At 35.7% G+C, this 18,142-nt stretch carries 16 protein-coding genes; 9 read left to right on the forward strand and 7 right to left on the reverse strand.

The features are described 5' to 3' along the window. The first annotated feature begins 180 nt into the window (after window positions 1–180). A complete protein-coding gene (locus MK480_RS02760) occupies window positions 181–873 on the forward strand; it encodes a histidine phosphatase family protein (protein WP_000241548.1) in 693 nt (230 codons plus the stop codon). 102 nt (window positions 874–975) lie between these two features. On the opposite strand, the gene MK480_RS02765 is transcribed toward MK480_RS02760, so the two are convergent. The 7 genes from MK480_RS02765 to MK480_RS02795 all read right to left on the reverse strand — a co-directional run bounded on the left by MK480_RS02765 (window position 976) and on the right by MK480_RS02795 (window position 9,633). After that, the gene (locus MK480_RS02765; RefSeq protein ID WP_045612359.1) at window positions 976–2,634 is read right to left on the reverse strand and encodes an ABC transporter permease; all 1,659 of its coding nucleotides are present in this window, start codon (window positions 2,632–2,634) and stop codon (window positions 976–978) included. Beyond that, window positions 2,624–3,715, reverse strand: a complete 1,092-nt coding sequence (locus MK480_RS02770; protein ID WP_173225171.1) for an ABC transporter ATP-binding protein — start codon at window positions 3,713–3,715, stop codon at window positions 2,624–2,626. Before MK480_RS02770 ends, MK480_RS02765 begins: the two co-directional genes overlap by 11 nt. Window positions 3,716–3,727: 12 nt before the next feature. Next, window positions 3,728–4,774, reverse strand: a complete 1,047-nt coding sequence (locus tag MK480_RS02775; RefSeq protein ID WP_000731167.1) for an ABC transporter substrate-binding protein — start codon at window positions 4,772–4,774, stop codon at window positions 3,728–3,730. 162 nt (window positions 4,775–4,936) lie between these two features. Continuing rightward, window positions 4,937–5,977, reverse strand: coding sequence for an ABC transporter substrate-binding protein (locus MK480_RS02780; protein ID WP_049515497.1), 1,041 nt, complete (start codon window positions 5,975–5,977; stop codon window positions 4,937–4,939). 292 nt (window positions 5,978–6,269) lie between these two features. Beyond that, complete coding sequence (locus tag MK480_RS02785) at window positions 6,270–7,040, reverse strand: response regulator transcription factor (RefSeq protein WP_000475407.1); 771 nt, start codon at window positions 7,038–7,040, stop codon at window positions 6,270–6,272. Beyond that, window positions 7,033–8,682, reverse strand: a complete 1,650-nt coding sequence (locus MK480_RS02790) for a sensor histidine kinase (RefSeq protein WP_078228265.1) — start codon at window positions 8,680–8,682, stop codon at window positions 7,033–7,035. Before MK480_RS02790 ends, MK480_RS02785 begins: the two co-directional genes overlap by 8 nt. Window positions 8,683–8,856: 174 nt before the next feature. After that, window positions 8,857–9,633: a glycyl-radical enzyme activating protein gene (locus MK480_RS02795; protein WP_000406173.1), complete on the reverse strand. Its 777-nt coding sequence runs from the start codon at window positions 9,631–9,633 to the stop codon at window positions 8,857–8,859. Window positions 9,634–9,754: 121 nt separating this feature from the next. Between MK480_RS02795 and MK480_RS02800 the strand changes: the two genes are divergently transcribed. From MK480_RS02800 to MK480_RS02835, 8 genes are all read left to right on the forward strand, one after another. Then, a complete protein-coding gene (locus tag MK480_RS02800; protein ID WP_000824973.1) occupies window positions 9,755–10,501 on the forward strand; it encodes a DeoR/GlpR family DNA-binding transcription regulator in 747 nt (248 codons plus the stop codon). A 12-nt stretch (window positions 10,502–10,513) separates the two neighbouring features. Further along, window positions 10,514–11,494, forward strand: a complete 981-nt coding sequence (locus MK480_RS02805; protein ID WP_001070838.1) for a sugar-binding transcriptional regulator — start codon at window positions 10,514–10,516, stop codon at window positions 11,492–11,494. A 195-nt stretch (window positions 11,495–11,689) separates the two neighbouring features. After that, the gene (locus MK480_RS02810; RefSeq protein WP_000402908.1) at window positions 11,690–12,010 is read left to right on the forward strand and encodes a PTS lactose/cellobiose transporter subunit IIA; all 321 of its coding nucleotides are present in this window, start codon (window positions 11,690–11,692) and stop codon (window positions 12,008–12,010) included. A gap of 33 nt (window positions 12,011–12,043) precedes the next feature. Next, complete coding sequence (locus MK480_RS02815) at window positions 12,044–12,352, forward strand: PTS sugar transporter subunit IIB (RefSeq protein WP_000238723.1); 309 nt, start codon at window positions 12,044–12,046, stop codon at window positions 12,350–12,352. Between the two features lie 16 nt (window positions 12,353–12,368). Then, window positions 12,369–13,658, forward strand: coding sequence for a PTS sugar transporter subunit IIC (locus tag MK480_RS02820; protein ID WP_001096818.1), 1,290 nt, complete (start codon window positions 12,369–12,371; stop codon window positions 13,656–13,658). Between the two features lie 161 nt (window positions 13,659–13,819). Further along, entirely contained in the window at window positions 13,820–16,258 is a 2,439-nt protein-coding gene (locus MK480_RS02825; protein WP_000247406.1) for a glycyl radical protein, read from the forward strand. A gap of 18 nt (window positions 16,259–16,276) precedes the next feature. Next, entirely contained in the window at window positions 16,277–16,945 is a 669-nt protein-coding gene (locus MK480_RS02830) for a fructose-6-phosphate aldolase (RefSeq protein ID WP_000395421.1), read from the forward strand. 17 nt (window positions 16,946–16,962) lie between these two features. Next, window positions 16,963–18,051: a glycerol dehydrogenase gene (locus MK480_RS02835; protein ID WP_001217826.1), complete on the forward strand. Its 1,089-nt coding sequence runs from the start codon at window positions 16,963–16,965 to the stop codon at window positions 18,049–18,051. Window positions 18,052–18,142: the final 91 nt, after the last annotated feature.

An 18,142-nucleotide genomic window follows, 5' to 3' on the forward strand; every position in this document is an offset into this window, starting at 1 on the left:
GACCTCCTAATATTATTTGAAACAGATAACAAGTATTTAGTTTGAATTTGATTTTCATCTAATATCTTTATTTAATAGAACTCCTAAACTTTTTCATAATAATCTCCTGCAAAAGTCGCCTGTCTGGGTGGCTTTTGTTTTATCATCCATGATATAATAGAAGCAAACGGAGGACGGAAAATGGTAAAAGTACGATTGTATTTGGTACGTCATGGCAAGACTATGTTTAACACGATTGGTCGCGCGCAAGGTTGGAGCGATACTCCCTTAACAGCTGAAGGTGAACGAGGGATTCAAGAATTAGGAATCGGTTTGCGCGAATCTGGTCTACAGTTTGAGCGTGCTTATTCGAGTGATTCTGGGCGCACCATTCAGACAATGGGAATTATCCTTGATGAACTTGGCTTGCAGGGAAAAATCCCTTATCGCATGGACAAGCGTATCAGAGAATGGTGTTTCGGTAGTTTTGACGGAGCTTATGATGGTGATCTTTTCATGGGCATTATTCCTCGTATCTTTAATGTGGACCACGTTCACCAATTGTCTTATGCTGAACTGGCTGAGGGTTTGGTAGAGGTCGATACAGCTGGTTGGGCTGAAGGCTGGGAAAAACTCAGTGGCCGAATTAAGGAAGGCTTTGAAGCGATTGCCAAAGAAATGGAAGAGCAGGGTGGGGGCAATGCCCTCGTTGTCAGCCACGGAATGACTATTGGAACCATTGTTTATCTAATTAATGGTATGCATCCGCATGGTCTAGATAATGGTAGCGTGACGATACTTGAATATGAGGACGGCCAGTTTAGCGTAGAAGTTGTCGGCGACCGTAGTTACCGAGAACTAGGACGTGAGAAGATGGAGGAAGCCTCTATTTAATCAGTCTGGACTTGCTTGCTAGGAACTGAGGATTTGATAGGAATATCAAGATAAGAAAAAACAGCCGAGGGTAATCCTTTCGGCTGTTTTTGATGGGGGAAACTAAAGTGTAATGCTATTGCTTTTAGAGATTTTCATAAATAAGAGTAATGAACTCACTGTTAGAATAGTCAGGATAGTTGACAAGGCTGCCGCAACACCGTAATTTCCTCTAAGAACCTCTGTATAAATAGCTACAGTCATTGTTCTTGTTTTGACATTGTAGAGGAGGATAGAGGTAGAGAGCTCTGAAATCATTGTGACCCAAGATAGGATAGCTCCAGAAATAATACCAGATAGCATCATTGGAGTTGTAATCTTGGCAAAGGTATTGAGACGGCTACTTCCTAAACTTTCAGCGGCTTCTTCAATACTTGGTGCTATTTGTTGCAAGCTAGCAACAGATGAGCGAATAGTATACGGTAATCTTCTGACAGATAGAGACATAATTAAGATGAAAGCAGTCCCTGTAATCATAAGAAATCCACTTCCAAATAGACCGGTATTGAAAGAAGAAATGAAGGCAATCCCTAGAACGGTTCCTGGTACAATATAAGGTACCATACTGAGGCTGTCAATTAAGTTTGTAAACACATTTCGTTTTCTAACGGCTAGGTAGGAGATAAATGTTGCGAATAGGACAACTAGAACTAAGGCAATCAAAGGGATACGAATAGTATTGAAAATAGCAGATCCCATACGATTGAAAGCTACCTTGTAACTGTTTAGAGAATAGCCTTTGACAAATACCATACCTGATGTTTTTAGGAAAGAAGTATAAATCAAGTAGACTTGAGGTAGAACAGAGAACAAGATAATTCCGTAGACTGTCGCATAAATGGCAGCCATTTTTCCTTTTGTAGTTTTTTTAGGCTCAATTGGATGGAGCGAATTCATACTGAAACTGTAGCGATTTGAAATGTATTTTTGGATAAGGAAAATTGCTAAGGCAATGATAATCGCCATAATTGCTAAAGCAGATGCAAAAGCAGAATTTCCTCCAACCTCGCTAATGAATTGGGTATAAATCAAGACCGGGAAAGTCCGATATCCTTCACCAATCAACATAGGCGTTCCAAAGTCTGAGAATGCTCTCATAAATACAAGTAGGGCAGCTGCTAGTAAGGTTGGAACTAGGAGAGGCAAAACAACCGTTACGATACGCTTAAATCCGAAGGAACCCATGCTTTCAGCAGCTTCAAGTAGAGAATTGTCAATACTTTTCATTGTCCCAGCAACGTATAGAAATACCAGTGGGAATAGTTGCAGTGTAAAGACAAGTACAATTCCTTTGAATCCATAAATATCAATAGCTGGAAGATGAAGAGTATTTGTTATGAATTTTGTGATGACCCCATTTCGTCCCAGCAAGAGAATCCAGGAGTAGGCTCCCACGAAAGGAGCTGACATGGAAGCAATGATAATCAATATTTGTAGAAATTTCTTTCCCTTGAAGTCATACATGGAAAAGAGATAAGCTAATAGGGTTCCTACAACTAAGGAAGTGACAGTAGCGGTAATGGAAACCTTGAAACTGTTGACAAGTGTCTCAGAGTAGTAGGCTTTACTAAAGAAAGTGACAAAATTAGCTAGTGAAAATTGTCCCTCATGTATGAGTGCTTGCTTGAGCACGGTAACGATAGGATAAACCAGAAAGACAAGATAGGTAAGAAAGATGAAGAAAGAGGAGGCTGTCCAAATATTTAGTTTTTTACGTTCCATGGTTGACTCCTTTTATCAGGTTTTGTGAACCATCTGCAGAAAAGACGTTTAATTTTTGAGTATTGATTCGTAGACGAATACGATCGCCTTTTTGTAGATCTTCTTCAAAAGTTGATTCTTCGCTAACCTGAATTTTTGAGGCAAATCCTGTTTCGATGAAATACTCCGTATTTAGTCCAAGATAGACGCTATCGCTAATAGTTCCTTCAATATCTCCAGATTCATCTTTGATAAATTCTTCAGGACGAATGCTTACATGAATGGCTTGCTCCTCAGCCTGATCAAGAGCTGGCATTCGAAGAGCATAGCCATCTGAAAAGACGATATAAGCGCCGTCGCTCCGTTTTTCAAGAGTGGCAGGGATAATATTTGTGCGTCCGATAAAGGTAGCCACAAACTCATTAGCTGGTTTATGATAGAGTTCTTTTGGCCGACCGATTTGTTGAATCACCCCATCTTTCATAACAGCAATTTGGTCTGAAATAGCCATGGCTTCTTCTTGGTCGTGGGTCACATAAACGGTTGTAATTCCCACTTCGTGTTGGATTTCTCGAATGGCTTGACGCATATCCAAGCGAAGTTTGGCATCTAGGTTACTAAGCGGCTCGTCCATGAGGAGAACACTTGGATTAACAGCTAAGGCACGTGCCAAGGCGACACGTTGTTGTTGTCCACCACTGAGTTTATCGGGCTTTCGATCCGCATATTGAGCAATTTGCATGAGTTCAAGATACTTGTTGGTTTGTTGAATCAATTCTTCTTTTGGAACCTTCTTTTGCTTAAGACCAAAAGCAACATTGTCTCGGACAGTCAAATGCGGGAAAATAGCGTAGTTTTGGAAAACCATCCCGATATTGCGTTTGCTGGGTTCCATATTATTTATTTTTGTATCATCGAAGTAAAATTCTCCACCTTCGATACTGTTGAAACCTGCAATCATACGAAGAAGAGTCGTTTTTCCACATCCTGAAGGTCCAAGAAGGGTAAAGAGACTTCCTTTTGGAATTGTAATGTTCAAATTCTCAATAACAGGGATATCGTGGTAGATTTTTTTGGCGTTAATAATTTTGATCTCACTCATAGTGAACCTCTTTTACTGTTTAGATTGGATATCTGTAAAGACTTCGTTGTATTTCTTAACGATATCTGATTTATTCTTGATGACATAATCATAATCTTCAGTGAGTGTTTTGATTTTGTCAATTGGTTTCATATTTTCGCTCGTTTTAGCATTTTTACGAACAGGACGGTTAGTAGTGGTTGTACCAAGTGTATCTTGTACTTCTTGAGAGATAATAAAATCGATAAATTTCTTGGCATTTTCCATATTTTTAGCTTTTTTAACGATAGCAGCACTAGCAGGTAGGAAGACTGTTCCTTCTTTTGGATAGACTACCTTAATGTTAGCTCCGTCATTTAAGAGTTTAACTGCTGGATCTTCATAAGAGAGACCAACAGCCATTTCTCCGTCAGCGACTGCTTTATAGACACCAGATGAGCTTGAACCGATTTTACCATCAATAAGTGTGAAGAGATCTTTTACATAAGACCAAGCTTTATCGTCTTTGTAACCACCTTGAGCTTGTAGCATATTTGTTAATTGAGCAAAGGCGCTAGAAGAGTTTGCTGGGTCAGCAGTTGCGATTTTTCCTTTTAGTTCAGGTTTGAGAAGGTCGCTATATCCTTCGATGTTCATGCCTTTCGTTAAATCAGGATTGACGATTAAAACACTACCATCTAGTGTATAAGGAGTAGAGTAGCCAGTTGTGTTTTGATATTCTTTGATAACATTATCATTTTCTTTTGAAGTATAGTTTTCAAAGAGTTCTCCGTGGGTAGCATATTGTGTATAAGAACCACCAAAGATAACATCGGCTACAGGAGCTTCTTTTTCTGACTCTAGTTTTTTGAAAAGTTCTCCAGTACCAGCTTGAATCAGTTCTACTTTAATACCGTATTTTTCTTCAAAGGCGGGAATAGTTGCTCCAATTAAGCCCTCTGAGTTTGGTGAATAAACGACTAGCGAACCGCCGTCTCCTTTATCAGATGAACTGTCATCGGCAGATTCACTAGAAGAACAAGCGGCAAGACCAAAAAGAGCTAGTCCGCAAGCAGCATAATACATCCATTTCTTTTTCATGATGGATACCTCCGTTATGTTATTTAAGTTTATTTTAAAATAATGTAAGCGTTTTTAAAACCGATAATTCTATTCTATTAGAGTAAAATTCTCTACAAAAACGGAAGCAATCTTTTTGATTTTATAGTAGGGTGCGACAGTTAATCATTGGGAAATCAAATTTTATTTTTTAGATAGAATATCTGTGAAAATATCATTGTACTTTTTAAGAATAGCGGATTTGTTTTTAATGACATAATCGGAATCTTCGGTGGCAATCTTGATTTCTGTCATAGCCTTCATATTTTTATTGGTTTTAGCATTTTTACGAATGGGTCTGATTGTTGTTTCAGTTCCTAGCTTATCTTGGATTTCTTGAGAAAGGAGGAAATCGATAAATTTCTTAGCGTTTTCCATGTGTTTGGCATTTTTGACGATAGCTGCGTTACCAGGTAAAAAGACGGTTCCTTCTTTTGGATAAATGACTTTTACATCAACCCCATCATTTAAGAGTTTTAAAGCAGGATCTTCATAGGTGAGTCCAACAGCCATTTCCCCATCGGCGACAGCTTTGTAAACATTTGAAGAACTAGATGCAATCTTTCCATCTACTAGGGTAAATAGATTTTTTACATAGGTCCAAGCTTGTTCATTTTCGTATCCACCTTGGTCTACAAGCATGTTTGTTAATTGAGCAAAGGCACTAGAAGCATTACTTGGATCAGCAGTAGCAATTTTTCCTTTTAATTTAGGATTGAGTAGATCATTGTAGCCTTCAATTTTAATATCTTTTGTAAGGGATGAATTGGCAATGATGACACTGACATCCAGTGTGTAAGGTGTGTAGAATCCTGTTTTATTTTGATATTCAGGGATTATCTGGTCGTTTTCTTGGGAAATATAAGGTTCAAAAAGATTTTCGTTAGAAGAGAAGAGGGCGTAGGAGCCTCCAAAAATGACATCAGCTACAGGGGATTCTTTTTCGGCCTCAGCTTTTTTGAACAATTCACCCGTGCTGGCTTGTACTAAATCAACCTTAATACCATATTTTTCTTCGAAGGCAGGTATTGTCTCTTCGATAAGGTCTTCAGGGTTAGGCGAGTAGACAACCAAAGTGTTATCTGAATCTTTTTCAGAGCTAGTTTCCGCTTCTATAGGAGAAGAACATCCTGATAAAGAAAGGAATATCCAGCTAAAAGAGAGAAAGAATAGTATTTTTTTCATAAGTATCTCCTTTTTTACGAACATTTTCTCTACCTAGATTATTAATGTTTTTAAATTGTAGAGTCCTACAGAATATAATAAAAACCTTAAAGAAATCTAAAACGAAAAATAGGAAATGAGTTCCTAGAGCAAGGATGGGTGAATTGTAGCTGAGATTTTGATGGTAATACTCTTCAAAACACGTCGCTTTATCTGCAATCTCAAAGCTATGATTTGAGTAGTTAGCACTTTGATTTTCATTGGGTAAAAGCACAAAATAAAAAGATTGCCTGAGCTGAGCAATCCTTTTACATCAATGGTTTTTATCCATGAGTTTTAATTCTTTTGGAGAAATATGGAGATACTTTTTAAAAACTTTTGCAAAATATTTATAGTCTGAAAATCCAATTTGTTCAGAGATATCGCTTAGGGGGGAATTGGGGGATTCAGCCATTTTATCTATAGCTTGCTTGAGGCGGTAGCGTAAGATATATTCATTTAGCGTCATTGGGAAGTCTTCTTTGATAACCTTATATAGATAACTTTCGCTATACCCTAGATTCTCTGCAATGCTAGAAATGGTAAAGTGCATACAGTAGTGTTGATGAACAAATTCAAGAATTTGCTGAATGATTTGGTTTTGTGTATCAATTTGTTGGATAGAGGTAAGTAAAGTTTGATATTCTTCTAAAAAAGGAGTTTCTTGACGAGTGCTAACTCGTAATCGCAAAACAATTTTTTGAAGACATTCTGTCAACTCCTTGGTATCAATTGGTTTGGATAAGAAATCAACTGCCCCATATTGCATGGCTTTTTTGGCATTTTGAAAATCGTTATAACCTGATAAGATAACTTTTTCATAGGAGAGAGTACGAGTGGCTTCGAACATCATAAAAGCATCCATAATTGGCATTGTGATGTCTGTTAAGACAATATGAGGTTCTTTTTCTTGGATGAGTTTCATTCCCTCTTGACCGTGACTGGCAGTTCCTACTACTTGGATACCTAAGGCAGAGTAGTCTACGGCAATCTCTAGCCATTTTCGAATGAGGTGTTCGTCTTCTACGATAATGAGCTTAAACATGAGTTAGTCCTTTCGTTATAAATTTGACCCAAGTTTCTCCTTGGCGATTGACTCCTAAATCTAGCTGGACATCAGAAAAGAAATTGCTCAATCGTTTATAGCTGTTAACGATGCCATGCTGGGTATGAGGGCTTTCTAAAGAGTCTAAAATAGCGAGTCGCTCTTGTTTTGTGAGTCCTCCAGCATTATCCTTGACTAAAAAAGTTAGAGAATCTGCTTCCAAGGTAATTTGGATATCAATATGAAGATCAATACGGTATTGCATCCCATATTTTATAGCATTTTCTACTAGAGGAAGCAAGAAAAGTTTAGGAATAGGTTGATTATCGATAGTTTCTGGGCAGACAATATCATAGGAAAAGTGCTCGAAACGAATCTTATGAATAATAAGGTAATCCTCTATAATCTTTAAATCTTGGCAAATGGTTGTTTCTTTTTCTAAATCGGTGATACTGTAGCGAAGAATGCGCGTGAGATTTTGAATCAGGTCTTGTGTGAGAGCTGCATCCATTAAAGAAGTAATTTTAATTGTCTCAAGCGTATTGTAGAGAAAATGAGGATTGAACTGAGCTTCCAGCATTTTTCTTTCAAAAATCCACTTTTCTTTTTCGATGGTCAACATTTTCTGATGAAGTTGATCTAATTCATACAACATATTATTAATTTTTTCGGCCATAAATTCAAACTCATCACCTGTTTGTAGAGAAAGTCTTTTTTCTGCTTGTTTGGGAATTTCTTGAAGTTGGTAAACTAAGCTTTCAATAGGAACAGCGTTGTGTGTAGCAATCTTATGAGCAATTCGTCTTGCTTGCCAGAAGTAGAGGAAGAATATACATAAGGTGAGAATGGAGGCTAGGCCGAGTAAGCTAGGAATAGGAAAAAAGGATTGAAAAGTATAGATTGAAAAAATAGCACCGACTTTTTCTTTTTGAACAATAAGCGGTTCATTCTCATACCAGTGGGTACGAGAGTGTAGGAGTTTTTCATCAAATTTTTCAAGAGTGGAGCGAGTGAACTGGTTTGTATTGTTGGAAAACATATTTCCAAAGCTATCGGTAATGATGTATTTAGAATTTATCATTGGGAAACTTGAGATGAAATCATTCTCATTTACGAAAGCAATCGTATAGGCTATAACTCGTTGGTTTTGAAGTAGTGGTTTGATAAAGAGTGTGTAATGTTGCTTATCTGAAGAGAGTGCAATTTTTTCTGTAACTTTTTCTTGAGAAGGATTTTGAATGAGCAGTTTTAGATAGTAGGGAGATAAAATACTTTCTTGATGATTGCGATTGGTACTAAATAGTAATTCACCTGTATCACTTAGGATAATGAGGTCAGAACTAAGTTTTAATTTAGCTTTTGTCTCGTAAAATAAGCTAAAGACTTCTCTCTCTGTGTGTTTGCCATCCAAAAATCCAGGAATCATTTTATAGTTCATAGTGGTCAGGAGCTCATTATTTGCTTCTTTCATCTCTTGAACTTGTTTGACAATCTGTCTCGTGTCTTTGGAGAGTTGTTGCTTTTGTAAAAAATAGGAAAAACCAAAAAGTAAAATGAGTAGTAAAAGAGAGGTCATAAAGGCTGCGATAGAGCTTCTATGGAGAATTTCTTTTTGGAGAGATTTTTTAAAGGAATGAGACATCCGCTACCTCCTTGGAAGGGTTTTCTGTTATAAGTATAGCAGTTTAAAAATTCTAGAGCAAGGTAAAATAGAAAAGGTTTGGCTAAAATTTTTTAGCTAAACCTTTTGAAAAGTTAAGTATGTATTATAGATGCTTGTTATCTGCAAATAGCTAGAGCATTTCAAGGAAATGAACTAGAAATAACAATTAATATGATGGTTCAGAAATACCTTTTGATAATCAATAAGATCTTCAGGATGAAGTGCGTTGACTCCATCCATTTCATATTTCCGATTTAATAAACGATATTTGTTTTCACCAAATTGATGAAAAGGGAGTAGTTGAACTTGGTCGATATTTAATGAGTTAAATAGAGTAGCGAATTCTTCTGCATCCTCTAAACTATTGTTAAAATCAGGGATAACTGGGATTCTTAAAACGATAGTTTTATGTTGAGAAAAAGCATAATGAATGTTTTTAATAATCATTTGATTAAAAACTCCAGTCACTTTTTTATGTTTTATAGAATTATAATGTTTTAGGTCTGTGTAGATAAAATCCACATATTGGATTAAATCAACAAATTTTTCATGATCAACAAAGGCAGTAGTTTCAATGGCAGTGTGTATGTGATGTTCTTTAGCTGACTTTAAGATGGCTTTAGCAAATTCAAACTGAGCAAATATTTCACCCCCTGATAAAGTTAAACCTCCACCGGATTCTTCGTAAAATTCTTTATCTTTTAATACCTCTGTAATAATTTCTTCTACAGTTTTTTCTTCACCTACTAAAGTGAATTTTTCTCGTTGAGCATCTTTCATTTTTTCAGGTTTCATTCTTTGAGATTCAGGATTAGAACACCATGGACAGCGCAGAGGACATCCTTTTAAAAAAACAGTTGTACGAATACCCGGACCGTCATGAATTGAAAAGTGTTGAATATTAAAAATAATTCCTTTAGATATTTCCATAAGAGTTCCTCCTCTTTATAATTCTATCCTATCACAAAAACGAAAGAAAAACAATTACGAACGAAAGTTTAATTTGTTGTTTTTTGCTTTTTATTTTGGTAGAATAAAACGGAGGTGTAAAATGAAAAGATTGGAACAAATTATTAAATTAGTATCAGAATATGAAAAGATTGATGTTAATACATTATCGGAAAAATTAAATGTATCGAAAGTAACGATTAGAAAAGATTTAGATAAATTAGAGTCAAAAGGCTTATTACACAGAGAGCATGGATATGCTGTGTTAAATAGTGGAGATGACTTAAATGTACGCTTGTCAATTAATTATGAAATTAAGAGAAAAATTGTTCAAGAAGCAGTAAAATTGGTATCAGATAATGAAACAATAATGATAGAATCTGGTTCAACCTGTGCTTTACTTGCTGAGGAAATTTGCAAGCAAAAAAGAAATGTCACTATTGTAACAAATTCATTTTTTATAGCAAATTTTGTAAGAGGTTATGATTCATGTCGTGTTATTGTTCTTGGTGGAGAGTTTCAGAAAGATTCACAGGTTACCGTAGGACCTTTATTAAAAGAAATGATACAGACTTTTCATGTGCGTCAAGCTTTTGTTGGGACAGATGGCTACGATAAAGAGATGGGCTTTACAGGAAAAGATTTAATGCGCAGTGAGGTAGTTCAATATATTTCAGCAGCGTCGGATAAAGTCATTGTGCTAACTGACTCAAGTAAATTTGATAAAAGGGGTACAGTAAGAAGATTTGCTTTAAGTCAAGTCTATGAAGTAATAACAGACGAAAAACTTTCTAAACAAAATATAGCTACATTAGAAAATGCTGGGATAATGGTTAAGGTAGTTTCGTAAGAGGTTAAGTGTATGAATCAAGATAGGAATAAACTGCTCTCTAAAATTGCTTATCTGTATTATATTGAAAACTTAAATCAGTCACAAATAGCAGCAAAATTAGGAATTTATAGAACCTCTATTAGTAGAATGTTAACAGAAGCAAGGAATGCAGGAATTGTTAAAATTGAAATAGAGAATTTTGATACCAATATGTTTAAGTTGGAAAATTATGTAAAAGAAAAATATGGTCTGGAAAGTTTAGAAATTATTCCAAATGAATTTGATGACAATCCAACAATTTTATCTGAAAGAATTTCTCAAGTTGCAGCAGGTGTCCTTAGGAATTTAATTGATGATAATATGAAAATTGGCTTTTCTTGGGGAAAAAGTTTAAGTAATTTAGTAGATTTAATCCACAGCAAAAGTGTTCGAAATGTTCACTTCTATCCTCTAGCAGGTGGTCCTAGTCACATACACGCTAAATACCATGTGAATACACTGATTTATGAAATGTCTAGAAAATTTCATGGAGAGTGTACATTTATGAATGCAACAATTGTGCAAGAAAATAAATTGTTAGCAGATGGTATTTTGCAATCAAGATATTTTGAAGATTTGAAAAATAGTTGGAAAGATTTAGATATAGTTGTGGTTGGGATTGGTGATTTTAGTAATAAAGGAAAACATCAATGGTTAGACATGCTTACAGAGGATGACTTTAAAGAATTGACAAAAGTTAAAACTGTAGGGGAAATTTGTTGTCGATTCTTTGATTCAAAAGGTAAAGAAGTTTATGAGAACTTACAGGAAAGAACGATAGCAATCTCTTTGGAAGATTTAAAAAATATTCCTCAAAGTTTAGCTGTTGCTTATGGTGATACGAAAGTATCTGCGATTCTTTCTGTATTGCGTGCTAATCTAGTAAATCATCTGATTACAGATAAAAATACAATTTTAAAAGTTTTAGAAGAAGATGGTGATTTTTCTTTTCGAAATATTTTATGCGAGTGAAAATGATAGACTGATATCAGTTTATCGTTTTTTCTTTTTAATCAATTGCACATTTGTGCTTATATAAATAAAAATAGTTTATTTGTTGTCTTTAGATTGACAAGTTTATTATGTAGTTGTATTCTATAGTTACAAAAGAAAATTTTAAAATTTCAAATGAAAAAGCTTTTTACATAGTGAAATGAGGAGGAATTTATGGAAATTATTGTTCCAGATCAAATTATCATGGGTTTAATTTTATATGCTGGCGATGCGAAACAACATATTTATAAAGCGTTAGATTATATAAAAAACGGTACATGTGAACGATGTGAAGAAGAAATCCAGTTAGCTGATGCAGCCTTATTAGAAGCCCATAATCTACAAACAAAATTCTTGGCACAGGAAGCGTCTGGTACAAAGACAGAAATAACAGCTCTCTTTGTTCATTCACAAGATCATCTCATGACTAGTATGACGGAGATTAATTTAATCAAAGAAATTATTAGTTTGAGAAAAGAACTTCACAAAAAATAATACTAGAGTATTAACATAGAGGAGGAAAATATAATGGTGAAGATTGGTTTGTTTTGTGCAGCAGGCTTTTCTACTGGTATGCTTGTAAATAATATGAAAATTGCAGCGCAATCTAGTGGAGTTGAGGCAGAAATAGAGGCGTTTTCTCAGTCTAAATTAGCGGATTATGCCCCAAATTTAGATGTTGCACTGTTGGGGCCTCAAGTTGCTTATACATTAGATAAATCAAAAGAAATTTGTGATAAGTGTGATGTTCCGATAGCTGTTATTCCGATGATGGACTATGGTATGTTAGATGGGAAAAAAGTATTAGATTTGGCCCTATCTTTGATTAGTGGGTAAGAAAAGGAGATTTATTATGGCAAAGATGGATGTTCAAAAAATCATTGCACCTATGATGAAGTTTGTGAATATGCGTGGTATTATAGCTCTAAAAGATGGTATGTTAGCAATTTTGCCATTGACAGTAGTTGGTAGTTTATTCTTGATTATGGGACAATTGCCATTTGAAGGATTAAACAAGAGCATTGCTAGTGTATTTGGAGCAAATTGGACAGAGCCGTTTATGCAAGTATATTCAGGAACTTTTGCGATTATGGGTCTAATTTCTTGTTTTTCAATTGCCTATTCTTATGCTAAGAATAGCGGAGTAGAGGCTTTGCCAGCTGGGGTTCTATCTGTATCTGCATTCTTTATTTTGCTAAGATCATCTTATATCCCTAAACAAGGTGAGGCAATTGGGGATGCTATTAGTAAAGTTTGGTTTGGAGGTCAAGGAATTATCGGTGCTATCATTATAGGTTTGGTAGTAGGAAGCATTTATACCTTCTTTATAAAGAGAAAAATTGTTATTAAGATGCCAGAACAAGTTCCACAAGCTATTGCGAAACAGTTTGAAGCAATGATTCCAGCATTTGTAATTTTCTTACTTTCTATGATTGTATATATTTTAGCGAGCTCATTGACTAATGGCGGAACATTCATAGAAATGATTTATTCTGCTATTCAAGTTCCATTGCAAGGTTTAACTGGATCTTTGTATGGTGCAATTGGAATTGCATTCTTTATATCATTTTTGTGGTGGTTTGGTGTTCATGGACAATCGGTAGTAAATGGAGTAGTGACAGCTCTGCTTTTATCTAATCTTGATGCTAATAAAGCTATGTTAGCCTCTGGGAATCTATCATTAGAAAATGGTGCACATATTGTTACTCAACAATTTTTAGATTCATTTTTAATTCTATCTGGTTCAGGGATTACGTTTGGACTTGTAGTTGCGATGCTTTTTGCATCAAAATCTAAACAGTACCAAGCGTTAGGGAAAGTAGCAGCTTTTCCAGCAATATTTAACGTAAATGAGCCAGTTGTATTTGGATTTCCGATTGTCATGAATCCAGTTATGTTTGTACCTTTCATTCTTGTTCCTGTACTTGCAGCTGTTATAGTATATGGAGCTATTGCAACAGGTTTCATGCAGCCATTTTCAGGAGTTACATTACCTTGGAGCACCCCAGCTATTATATCAGGATTTATGGTTGGTGGATGGCAAGGAGTTATTACTCAGCTGGTGATATTAGCGATGTCTACATTAGTTTATTTCCCATTCTTTAAAGTACAGGATCGTTTAGCTTGTCAGAATGAAGCATGATAATTCTAAAAAAACATTTGTGTATTATCATTAAACACACACATTTGTGCTAAAAATTAGAGAGTTAAAGTTTTTCTAGTTAAAAGCTTGAAATTTTCTAAAAAACCAGGTATTATATTTTCGAAAGAAACAAAAATATTTTCGAAAGAAAGGTGCTTATTATGGTAAATAAAGAAGTAGCAAGAACGACAATTAAGACAGAATATTTTGGTAGCCTTACTGAAAGGATGAACAAATATCGAGAAGATGTTTTAAATAAAAAACCTTATATTGATGCTGAGAGAGCGGTTCTAGCAACACGCGCTTATGATCGATATAAGGAACAACCTAATGTCCTAAAACGCGCCTATATGCTGAAAGAAATTTTGGAAAATATGACTATCTATATCGAAGAAGAATCTATGATTGCGGGAAATCAAGCTTCTTCCAATAAAGATGCTCCTATTTTTCCAGAATATACGCTAGAATTTGTTCTCAATGAGTTGGATCTTTTTGAAAAGCGTGATGGAGATGTTTTCTATATTACTGAAGAAACAAAAGAACAACTTAGAAGTATTGCTCCGTTTTGGGAAAATAATAATTTACGTGCTAGAGCTGGTGCCTTGTTACCTGAAGAAGTGTCTGTTTATATGGAAACAGGATTCTTCGGTATGGAAGGTAAGATGAATTCTGGAGATGCTCACTTAGCAGTTAACTATCAGAAACTGTTGCAATTTGGTTTAAGAGGTTTTGAAGAGCGAGCTCGTAAAGCAAAAGCAGCTCTAGATTTAACAGATCCAGCAAGTATTGATAAATATCATTTTTACGACTCTATATTTATCGTAATCGATGCTATTAAAGTATATGCAAATCGCTTTGTTGCTCTTGCTAAAAATTTAGCCGAAAATGCAAATCCTAAACGTAAGAAAGAATTACTTGAGATTGCAGATATTTGCTCTAGAGTCCCATATGAACCGGCAACTACTTTTGCAGAAGCTATTCAATCAGTTTGGTTTATTCAATGTATTTTACAAATTGAATCTAATGGCCACTCTCTTTCATATGGTCGTTTTGATCAATATATGTATCCATATATGAAGGCTGATTTAGAAAGTGGTAAAGAAACAGAAGATAGCATTGTTGAACGTCTGACAAATCTTTGGATTAAGACAATTACAATTAATAAGGTTCGCAGTCAAGCACATACATTTTCTTCAGCAGGAAGTCCTTTATATCAAAATGTTACCATTGGTGGACAGACTCGAGATAAGAAGGATGCTGTTAACCCATTATCTTATTTGGTATTAAAATCAGTTGCACAAACCCATCTACCGCAACCTAATCTAACTGTACGTTACCATGCAGGTTTAGATGCTCGTTTCATGAATGAGTGTATTGAAGTGATGAAACTTGGTTTTGGTATGCCTGCATTTAATAATGATGAGATTATTATTCCTTCTTTTATTGCAAAAGGAGTATTGGAAGATGATGCTTATGATTACAGTGCCATTGGATGTGTTGAAACGGCAGTTCCAGGGAAATGGGGCTATCGTTGCACAGGTATGAGTTATATGAACTTCCCTAAGGTTCTACTTATCACGATGAATGATGGAATTGATCCGGCTTCGGGTAAACGGTTTGCACCAAGCTTTGGTCATTTTAAGGATATGAAGAACTTTTCTGAATTAGAAAATGCTTGGGATAAAACACTAAGATATTTGACACGAATGAGTGTTATTGTTGAAAATTCTATTGATTTATCATTGGAACGAGAAGTTCCTGATATTCTATGTTCAGCATTGACTGATGATTGTATTGGTCGTGGAAAACACCTTAAAGAAGGTGGAGCAGTATATGATTATATATCAGGTTTGCAAGTTGGAATTGCAAATTTGTCGGATTCATTAGCTGCAATTAAAAAATTGGTATTTGAGGAAGAACGTATAAGCCCAAGTCAGCTTTGGCATGCACTGGAAACAGATTATGCCGGGGAAGAAGGTAAGGTCATTCAAGAAATGTTGATTCATGATGCACCTAAGTACGGTAATGATGATGATTATGCTGACAAATTGGTTACTGCTGCTTATGACATTTATGTTGATGAAATTGCTAAATATCCTAATACACGTTATGGAAGAGGTCCTATTGGAGGAATTCGTTATTCAGGAACATCTTCTATCTCAGCCAACGTAGGGCAGGGACGTGGAACATTAGCAACGCCAGATGGACGCAACGCGGGTACACCGTTAGCAGAGGGTTGTTCACCATCACATAATATGGATCAACACGGCCCTACATCTGTTTTAAAATCTGTTTCAAAATTACCAACAGATGAAATCGTAGGTGGGGTTCTCTTAAATCAGAAAGTAAATCCTCAAACGTTAGCCAAAGAAGAAGATAAATTAAAACTAATTGCTTTGTTACGAACATTCTTTAATCGTTTACATGGGTACCATATTCAATACAATGTTGTTTCCAGAGAGACGTTGATTGACGCTCAGAAACATCCTGAAAAACACAGAGATTTAATTGTTCGTGTTGCAGGATACTCTGCATTCTTCAATGTTCTTTCTAAGGCAACCCAAGATGATATTATAGGACGTACTGAGCATACATTGTAAAATAAAGAGGTTCTTTTTATGGAATTTATGCTTGACACATTAAATTTAGATGAGATTAAAAAATGGTCTGAAATTTTACCGCTAGCTGGGGTAACTTCAAATCCCACTATTGCAAAAAGAGAGGGTTCTATTAATTTTTTTGAACGAATCAAAGATGTAAGAGAATTGATTGGCTCTGCACCCTCTATTCATGTTCAGGTGATTTCTCAAGATTTTGAAGGCATCTTAAAGGATGCTCATGAAATTCGAGGACAAGCAGGAGATGATGTATTTATCAAAGTACCTGTTACTCCAGCTGGATTACGTGCAATAAAGGTGCTAAAAAAAGAGGGCTACCATATCACTGCAACAGCTATTTATACGGTTATTCAGGGATTCTTAGCTATCGAAGCAGGAGCGGATTACCTAGCTCCATATTATAATAGGATGGAAAATCTGAACATTGATTCAAATTCTGTCATTCGTCAATTAGCTCTTGCTATTGATAGACAGAACTCTCCTAGTAAGATTTTAGCTGCATCCTTTAAAAATGTAGCACAAGTAAATAATTCTTTAGCTGCAGGTGCGCATGCTGTTACAGCAGGAGCAGATGTTTTTGAATCAGCTTTCGCCATGCCATCTATCCAAAAGGCGGTTGATGATTTTTCTGACGATTGGTTTGTTATTCAAAATAGTCGTTCCATTTAGATAGAGAGGAGATACATATGAGAATTTTTGCTAGTCCTTCTAGATATATTCAGGGGGAAAATGCCTTGTTTGAAAATGCCAAATCAATTTTGGATTTGGGAAATCGTCCTATTCTATTATGCGATCAGTTGGTTTATGATATTGTTGGAAAACGATTTGAAGATTACCTACATAGGTATGGTTTCCATATTGTTCTGACGCTATTTAATGGTGAAGCTTCTGACAATGAAATCAATCGAGTTGTTGCCTTGGCTGAGAAAGAAAATTGTGATAGTATTATCGGTCTTGGTGGGGGAAAGACGATTGATAGCGCAAAAGCTATTGCAGATTTAATTGAAAAGCCTGTTATTATTGCTCCAACAATTGCATCGACCGACGCACCTGTATCTGCTTTATCTGTTATTTATACAGATGAAGGTGCATTTGATCATTATCTATTTTATTCTAAAAATCCAGATTTAGTTTTGGTTGATACAAAAGTTATTTCACAAGCCCCTAAGCGTTTATTAGCATCTGGTATTGCAGATGGTTTAGCAACTTGGGTTGAGGCGCGTGCGGTTATGCAGGCAAATGGAAAAACTATGTTGGGACAACAGCAAACGTTGGCTGGAGTTGCAATTGCGAAGAAATGTGAAGAAACGCTGTTTGCAGATGGTTTACAGGCTATGGCAGCTTGTGAAGCTAAAGTGGTGACACCAGCATTAGAAAATATTGTTGAAGCTAATACTTTATTGAGTGGCCTAGGTTTTGAAAGTGGAGGATTAGCTGCGGCGCATGCAATTCATAATGGTTTTACTGCATTGACAGGTGACATTCATCATTTAACACATGGTGAAAAAGTAGCTTATGGAACTTTGGTACAACTATTATTGGAAAATAGACCTAAAGAAGAACTTGATAAGTATATTGAGTTTTACAAAAAAATTGGTATGCCAACAACTCTAAAAGAAATGCATTTAGATCAAGTTGGATATGATGATTTAATAAAAGTTGGTAAACAAGCAACTATGGAGGGTGAGACAATCCATCAGATGCCGTTTAAGATTTCGCCTTCAGATGTTGCTCAAGCTATCATCGCTGTAGACGCCTATGTAAATTCAAAATAAACAATAAGGACTACTGTTTTCCAAATGGTAGTCTTTTATTGATCCTCGTATTGAATTCGACGTTCTTCATAAATCAAAAAGCGACATAGGT

The organism is Streptococcus mitis, assembly GCF_026782895.1.
Classification (GTDB): domain Bacteria; phylum Bacillota; class Bacilli; order Lactobacillales; family Streptococcaceae; genus Streptococcus; species Streptococcus mitis_CB.